The sequence below is a fragment of the Streptomyces sp. SID14478 genome (assembly GCF_010548525.1).
Taxonomy (GTDB): Bacteria; Actinomycetota; Actinomycetes; order Streptomycetales; family Streptomycetaceae; genus Streptomyces.
On sequence record NZ_JAAGMG010001274.1, the window covers coordinates 1 to 6,976 of the forward strand.

At 72.4% G+C, this 6,976-nt stretch carries 7 protein-coding genes; 2 read left to right on the plus strand and 5 right to left on the minus strand.

The window, feature by feature from the left end; all coding sequences use genetic code 11:
* A partial coding sequence (locus tag G3I40_RS40830; protein ID WP_164559865.1) for an acyl-CoA dehydrogenase family protein occupies positions 1–1,072 on the minus strand: 1,072 nt, incomplete at its 3' end.
* A 115-nt stretch (positions 1,073–1,187) separates the two neighbouring features.
* Here G3I40_RS40830 and G3I40_RS40835 point away from each other — a divergent pair.
* Positions 1,188–1,784 carry a TetR/AcrR family transcriptional regulator gene (locus G3I40_RS40835; protein WP_343245187.1) on the plus strand — a complete coding sequence of 199 codons (597 nt, stop codon included), beginning with the start codon at positions 1,188–1,190 and terminating at the stop codon, positions 1,782–1,784.
* 19 nt (positions 1,785–1,803) lie between these two features.
* On the opposite strand, the gene G3I40_RS40840 is transcribed toward G3I40_RS40835, so the two are convergent.
* The gene (locus G3I40_RS40840) at positions 1,804–2,781 is read right to left on the minus strand and encodes a ScbA/BarX family gamma-butyrolactone biosynthesis protein (RefSeq protein ID WP_239092241.1); all 978 of its coding nucleotides are present in this window, start codon (positions 2,779–2,781) and stop codon (positions 1,804–1,806) included.
* A 264-nt stretch (positions 2,782–3,045) separates the two neighbouring features.
* On the opposite strand from G3I40_RS40840, the gene G3I40_RS40845 reads away from it, so the two are divergent.
* Entirely contained in the window at positions 3,046–3,696 is a 651-nt protein-coding gene (locus tag G3I40_RS40845; RefSeq protein ID WP_164559868.1) for a ScbR family autoregulator-binding transcription factor, read from the plus strand.
* A gap of 16 nt (positions 3,697–3,712) precedes the next feature.
* Here G3I40_RS40845 and G3I40_RS40850 read toward each other — a convergent pair whose 3' ends face one another.
* The 3 genes from G3I40_RS40850 to G3I40_RS40860 form a co-directional block, all read right to left on the minus strand.
* Positions 3,713–5,266, minus strand: coding sequence for an MmgE/PrpD family protein (locus G3I40_RS40850; RefSeq protein ID WP_203645721.1), 1,554 nt, complete (start codon positions 5,264–5,266; stop codon positions 3,713–3,715).
* Positions 5,267–5,371: 105 nt separating this feature from the next.
* A complete protein-coding gene (locus G3I40_RS40855; protein WP_164559869.1) occupies positions 5,372–5,740 on the minus strand; it encodes a nuclear transport factor 2 family protein in 369 nt (122 codons plus the stop codon).
* Positions 5,741–5,822: 82 nt separating this feature from the next.
* Entirely contained in the window at positions 5,823–6,785 is a 963-nt protein-coding gene (locus tag G3I40_RS40860) for a diacylglycerol kinase family protein (protein ID WP_164559870.1), read from the minus strand.
* Positions 6,786–6,976: the final 191 nt, after the last annotated feature.

Genomic DNA, 6,976 nt, shown 5'->3' on the forward strand with positions numbered 1-6,976 from the left:
CCTGGTGCGCGGTCAGCACGTGGATGTCGCGCCAGGAACGCTCCAGCGCCGCCGAGCCGCCGTAGGCGCGTACGCCGGCTTCGCGCATCAGGCGTTCCACGGCGGAGACCAGGAGGTGCGCGGCAGCGGCCGCGATCCTGCGGTTGCGCACCACGTCGCGCTCGGCGCGCGTGCCCGAGTCGGCACGCTCGGCCGCGTCCCGCAGCAGCAGTTCGGCGCTCTCGATCTCGTCGGTGGCGTCCGCCAGGGTCAGGTGGAGGACGGTGCAGGCGCCGTCGGGGCCGGGACGGGATCCGTGCCGCGCGGCCGATGCCGCCCACTCCCGCAGCGCCCCGCGAGCCACTCCCAGGGCGGGCGCGCACATCAGCAGGCCTGTGCCGAGATACGCCGGAGCGCTGTGGCAGGGCGGCCGCCCGGGTCCGGGCAACCCGGCCAGGACCCCCTCCAGTTCGCAGGTCCGGTGCTCCGGTACGACGACGGGTGCCTCCAGGACCACGGTGTGGCTGCCGGTGCCGCGCATCCCGGTGCAGGACCACGACTCCTGTATGCGCACCGCGTCGGTGGGCACGGCGAACAACCGCGGTGCCTCGTGGGGAACCACGGCGGCGAGCAGTACCCAGTCGGCGTCCGCGATCGAGCTGACGAACTCCCAGGTCCCGGTCAGCAGCCAGCCGTCGGGTAATGCCACGGCCTGTCCGCAGGGCCGCAGGGCCGCCGCGATCCGCACGTCCGGCGAGTGCTGCCACAGGTCCCGCTGTCCCTCGACGGGAAGGTGGGCGGCGTACTTGGCGTGGACCGCCCACAGGGCCGCGCACCACGCGGCGGAGGCACAGCTCTCCCCGACACGGGCCACGTCGGCGAGCAGGTCGCCGAAGGTGCCCTCGGTGCCGTGCCACGGGCCGGGTACGAAGCGCCGGGCGAATCCGGCCCGGGTCAGCTGGGCGACGGTCTCCGGGGCCAGTCGCCCCGTGGCGTCGGCCGTCGCCGCGTGTGTCGCCGCGGAGGCCACCGCGCCCCCGATGCCGTCGCACGCCTGGGCAACGCTCCCGACCGCTCCCTGTTGCAGGGGCATTTGACGCGCATTCACCTGGTGCTCTCCAATCCTCACCGATTATGATTCGTTCGAGAACGTATTTAATTTGGCCCGGTTCCTCACTACCGCGGCCCCAGCGAAGAAGGTGATCTGTGTGGCGAAGCAGGCACGCGCCCTGCAAACGCACAGCCGCGCTCTCGACGCCGCCGCCTACGAGGTCGCGCGCTACGGCTACGCGAATACGAATCTGCAGCGCATCGCCGACCAGATCGGTCTGACGAAGGGCGCGCTGTACGGGCACTTCTCTTCCAAGGAGGAGCTGGCCGCGGCGCTGACGGGTCATCTGCTGCACGGCGTCACGGCCCTGTTGGACAAGGCCCGCACCCCGCCCGGGGACGCGCACGACCGCCTGGCAGCCCTGGTGCTCGGGCTCGGCGACCTCTTCTCGACGAACCTCCGGGCGCAGGCCGCGCTGCGCCTGGAGGTCGATGCCGCACGGGCGGCCGAGAAGACGGCCCCCGTCCTGGACGACATCCACCGGGTCACGCTGCGACTCGTCAACGAGGTGCAGCGCGCGGGGCAGTGGGACGCGACGCTGCCGAGCGCCCCACTGGCGGATCTCATCGTGGCGGTGCCCGTCACGGTCTCCTTGGCGAGCACCGAACCCGGCAGGGAACAACCCTCCCGCAGCGACGTCCGCGCGATGTGGGGCGTGCTGACCCGCGCCCTGAGCACCCCGAGCGCCGGCTGAACTCCCCCCGGCGGCGGGCCTACCAGGCCGCTGGTGCCGCCGTCACGACCCGCGCGCCCACGCACTCCCACGTGGTCTCGGCCCGAGTCAGCACCGTGTCGCCCTGGACCGCCGCGATACGCAGCCGGTACGGCTCCGCGTCACGGGGGCCTGCCGGCGAGCGCTCCTCGACGACCAGGCGGACCGGCTGCTGGAACTCGCCGAAGGCGAGGCATTCCACGGTGGCCCGGGTGAGGGCGAAGGACAGCTCGGCGAACCGGCCGTCGTGCGCCTCGTGCACCGCGAGGTGGCCGAGCTGACGGATGCCCTCCAGCTGGACCATCAGCGGAATGTGGTCGGTCGGGTGGTCGAAGAGCACCGCGTGGTTGCGATCGACGCGCAGCACCCAGTCGTCGGGGGCGTCGCCCCGCTCCAGGACGCAGTCCCGCCAGCGCAGCCGCCCCACCCGGTACGGCGCGACGACGGCCCGCGGGGCCGGCGGCGCGCCGGCTTCTTCGGTGGTGCCGCTCGGCGCCATGCGCCGCAGCAGGTTGTAGCGCCGCTCGTCGATCATGAGCATGCAGGCGCTGCCCCTGCCGCAGGTGCGGCCGTCGGCGACGAGGGTGACGTCCAGCCGGGCCTCGGCCCGGCCGCCGCGCCCGGTGCCCCCCACCCAGGACCAGGTGCCCTCCAGCAGTACGGACTGCGGGGTGCCCGAGACCCGCAGCGAGGCGGGGTCCGTGACCTCGAAGTCGAGGTCACGGAAGACGAAGCGGCGCCCGAGCGGGATGCCGCAGTGCTGGTGCGCGAGGTAGACCATGCCCTGGCGCAGGGTCTCGGCGAACAGCAGCGGATCGCTCAGGCCGTTCTCGTCGGGGTGGTACAGCGCGTGGTCGCGCGGCCATTGCGCGGCGACGACGAACCTGTCGTCGCCGACCGGGACGCCGTCGGTGATGAAGACCTCCGCGACCGAACTGCGGTGTACCAACTCCCTGGCGACGGGACGTAAGAACGTCAATCCGTCCGTGAGTGTTGCTGGTGTGTGAGCAGTGCTGGAAACATTGAGCGCAACTGACATGCGGAAACCGCCCCCGAAAAGATGAGAGTCAGGATCTATCTCGTGATCGAGCAGTCATGTGCGATGCCGTCCGGCGGACAATTAATATACCTTCGGGAAGGTATATAGCAACGCTAAATCGGGACTCGACCGCCGACCGAACATCCCCCCCTGGTCAGACAAGTGGAGCCCGCACCGCGGACCGTTAGGGCACGGACAGACGCCATGATCAAAGACAGCGACAGCTCACCGACTCCCCTCTCCGTCAACGCACCGTTCGACGACACCTCGCACCTGAAACAGGAGAGAGCGGTCCGCACCCGGCGCGCCATCCTCGACGCGGCCGCGGAGGTCTTCGCCGACCGCGGCTACCCGAACGTGACCATCAAGGACATCGCCGACAGCGCGAGCATGACCAAGGGAGCGGTGTACTTCCACTTCTCCAACAAGGAGGCCATAGCGGTCGCGGTGGTCGAGGAGCTGTACCGCAGACTGAACCACGCGATCGCCCCCGCCCTGGCCGGTGAGCGCACCTCGCCCGCCACGGTGGCCGACGTGCTCCTGCACACGGCACGCGGGTTCCGCGACGATCCCTACATCGAGGCAGGGGCCCGGCTGCAGATCGAGCGCCCCCACATCAAGGTGGAACTGCCGGTCCCGTACATCGAGTACGAAGGGCTGCTCGCCGAACTCCTGGAGGAGTGCAGAGCCGCCGGGAACCTGGCCGTGTCCATCGCCCCCGGGGCGCTGGCGCGCGTGCTGGTGGCCGCGCTCTTCGGCGCCCAGCACATCTCGTGGGTGCAGAGCGAGCGCGCCGACGTCGTGGAGCGGGTCGAGGAACTCGTCCAGGCCGTGGGACTGCCGCTGCCCTCCTGAGAGCCCGTGCGGGCGCTCAGTCCAGGAAGGCCGCCTCGATCCAGCGGCGTACGGCAGCGGGGCGCATGCGGTGGAGCCGGTCCACCGTGTCGGACACCTCGTGCGGACCGCCGACCGAGAGGAACTTCTCGCGCACCAGGTCCGCGTGCCGGACCCGGGTGTCGGGGCCGGCCGCACCCACCGGGATCAGCCGGGTGCGCGAGACCGTACGGCCGTCGGTGAGGCGGACCGTGACCCGGGCGCCGGTGGCCTTCGTGGCCCGGGAGAAGTCCCGGCCGTCGGCCTGCAGCGAGCCCAGCAGGTCGATCAGCTCGTCGCCGCCGAACCCGCGCAGCCAGGGCACGGCCAGCTCGCCCGCCTCCCGTACCGCCTCGCCGAACGGCGCGTCGGACAGGAAGAGTTCCCGGGTCATCTCCGTGTCGTGCTCCAGCCGCACCCGGTCGGCCAGCGCCCAGCGGGCCGGGTCGTCCAGGTTCGGCGAGGAGAAGTCCTCGACGGTGAACTCACCGGTCAGCAGCGTGCTGGCCACCGGGTACGGCACGTCGAGGACCAGGGCGCCGAGCGGGGAGCCCGGACCGGTGACGTACTGGGCGGCGCGCTCCCCCGCGAACAGCGTGTACAGCGACGCCTCCACCACCACCTCGGACACGTCCTGGGGACGTACCGCGCCCAGCACCCTGTGGATCTCCGCGGCGCAGTCCACCGCCGCGTCGATGCCGGGACCGCCGGGGTGCATCTTGAAGGAGAGCGTGTCGGTGTGCCAGCGGCGGCCGAGCCCCTTCGCCACCGCCTGCGGCAGCGGCACCGTCGCGAACCGGGCCAGGAAGCCCTCCTCGTGTTCCATGATGTCGGGGGCGCCCCGCAGCCCCGCGTACGCCGCGTCGCACGCGTCCATCGCGGTGCGTACCGGCGTGAAGGTGTTGAACAGCCGGGCGTCGCTGGCCAAAAAGGCGCGCATCAAGGGCCAGTTGGGCATCGCGAAGGCGAGCCCCAGGGAGTTCTCCCACACCGTGGCCGAGGCCCGGTCGCAGTGCAGCCGGCCCGCCACGGCGCCGGCCAGATGGGTGTGCACGGCGCTCTGGCCGCGCAGCGGGCCGAGGGTCGCGGAGGCGGTGATACGGGCCGCGCACTCATTGGCGGCGACGACCGCGGTCAGCAGCGAGGGCCCGTCGAGGCCGCGGGCGTAGGCGAAGGCGAGCGGCACGGCGACGGTGGAGTTGGACAGGTGCCCGGCGTACGCGGTGTCGTCCAGATTGAGCCAGGAGCCGAGGGCCGCGAAGACGCCCGCGGCCGTGCGCGGGTCGCGCTGCATGGGGTGCCCGAAGGCGGCCACCAGCCGCCGGCCCAACGGGTGGTGCAGCCCGGCCCTGATGGAGGCGATCTGGGAGAGCACCTGGCTGGCGGCGAGCTTGAGCACCCGGCAGGGAATGTGCTCGGGGCGCAACCCCGCGGCCCAGTGCGAGAGTTCACGCAGCGGGAAGTCGGACGGAGTGCGGGGGTGGGCGGGCGCGGTGCTTCCCCAGTCGGCGCACAGGGTGCGGGCCACGCTGTCGCTGAGCACTGCGGTCATGGTCGCGGCACACCTTCCTTGCCGTACGGGGGCGGGGCACGCCGCTGATGGGGCGACCGCGGGAGCACGCTTCGCCGGTGTTCCCGCGGTCTGCTCAGGAGTGGCTCAGGCGCCGGGGACCTTGTCCAGGAAGCCGTAGACGCCCGTGACGCGGCCCTCCTCGTCGGCGACCAGGACGTCGAAGCCGATCGCGACCGGCTCGGCACCCGGCTCGGCGACCAGGCCCCACTGGAACCGGGCCTGGTTGTGGTGGGCGTCGACCGTGCCGTACAGCTCGAACGACAGCCCGGCGAACTGCTCGCGAGCGCCGGCCACGACCGCGGCGAAGCCGTCGTGGCCCTCGACCGCGGCGAGCGGGTCGATGTACGGGGCGTTCGGGGTGAGCAGTTCGGCGATGGCGGCGGCGCGCTTGTCGGCGTCCGCCTCGTTCCAGATCGCGAGGTAGCGGTCGACGGTGTCGGTCAGGTTGCTCATGCGAGCTCTCTCCTCATGTCGTGGTGCAGTCACCCGGTGCGCCGTCAGGTCTGTGGTGCGCACCGGGAGTCGGTGGGGAGCGTCAGGGGCGCTCCGGGGCCGGGGCCCACACGGTCAGGGCGCCGGGAAGGACCTGGAAGGTGGCCGTGGAGCCGATCGCGTGCTGGTACTCGCCGTCGTGCTCCAGCGGCAGCCGCGTACCGTCGGTGCGCTCCACGGTGATGGTGCGGCCGCGGGCGTACACCGTGGCCGGGTGGTCCATGTGCCCTGCGTTCAGGGTGAGTCGGGGTATGTCGTCGGCGGTGACGTCACCGCCGACGACGCAGACGTCGAGCAGGCCGTCGTCGAGCAGCGAGTCGGGCAGCACCAGGTAGCGGCCGCCGCGGTACGGGCCGCCGCCGACGTTCGCCAGCACGGTCGGGCCCTCGTGCACGATCCGTCCGTCGACGCTGACGCGGCCCGGATAGGGCAGGTAGCCGGCCGCCGTGTCCGCGAACGCGCGGGCATAGCGTTCGCGCCCGGTCAACGGCAGGGTGCGGGCGGTGAGCAGGGCGTCGGCGATCACACCGGAGCAGGCGCCCAGGTACACGTACTTCCCGGTCTCCTCCAGGCGGGCCACGTCGAGGGGGCGCGGGACGGCGCTGCCGCCGGGGGCGTGGTCGGCGAGGACGGCCTTGAGGGATTCGGTCCAGGGCCGCTCCCCCCACAGCATCTTGTAGCCGGAGTTGCCGGTGCCGCCCGGTACGACGGCCAGGGCGGCGGCGCCGGGCGCGGACACCAGCGCCTGGACCGCCTCCTGGACGGTGCCGTCGCCGCCGATGGCCACGACGAGGTCGGGTGCGTCCCCGGCGGGCCGCGCCAGGGCCCGGCGCACCGCGGTCGTGGCATCGCCGGGAGCGGTCGTGAGGTGGGTCTCGGCGCCCTCCAGGTACGAGGCGCACAACTGCCTCACCTGCTCGACCAGTTCGGGGCTGTGGCTGCCGGAGGCGGGGTTGGCCAGGATCAGGGCCCGCGTGGGGCCCGGGGAATCGGTGGTCTGCGCCATGACGGACGTGCTCCTCACGGACGTACCGGAATCGGCCGGGGCAGAGGCTTCGGCTCTGTCCACGACTGTGCCAAGGAGGGCTGACGCCCGACTGACGGACGACTGACGTGCGCCACCGCACGGCCCCGCACCCCGCGGACGCGCACGCACGGCGGGGTCACCGCGCCACTCGGGCACGGCGACCCCGCCGG

Excerpts from the sequence above, each read along its gene's own strand:
- G3I40_RS40845 (WP_164559868.1), top strand. The coding sequence starts at position 3,046 with ATGATCAAAGACAGCGACAGCTCACCGACTCCCCTCTCCGTCAACGCA.
- G3I40_RS40850 (WP_203645721.1), bottom strand. The coding sequence starts at position 5,266 with ATGACCGCAGTGCTCAGCGACAGCGTGGCCCGCACCCTGTGCGCCGAC.
- G3I40_RS40860 (WP_164559870.1), bottom strand. The coding sequence starts at position 6,785 with ATGGCGCAGACCACCGATTCCCCGGGCCCCACGCGGGCCCTGATCCTG.
- G3I40_RS40855 (WP_164559869.1), bottom strand. The coding sequence starts at position 5,740 with ATGAGCAACCTGACCGACACCGTCGACCGCTACCTCGCGATCTGGAAC.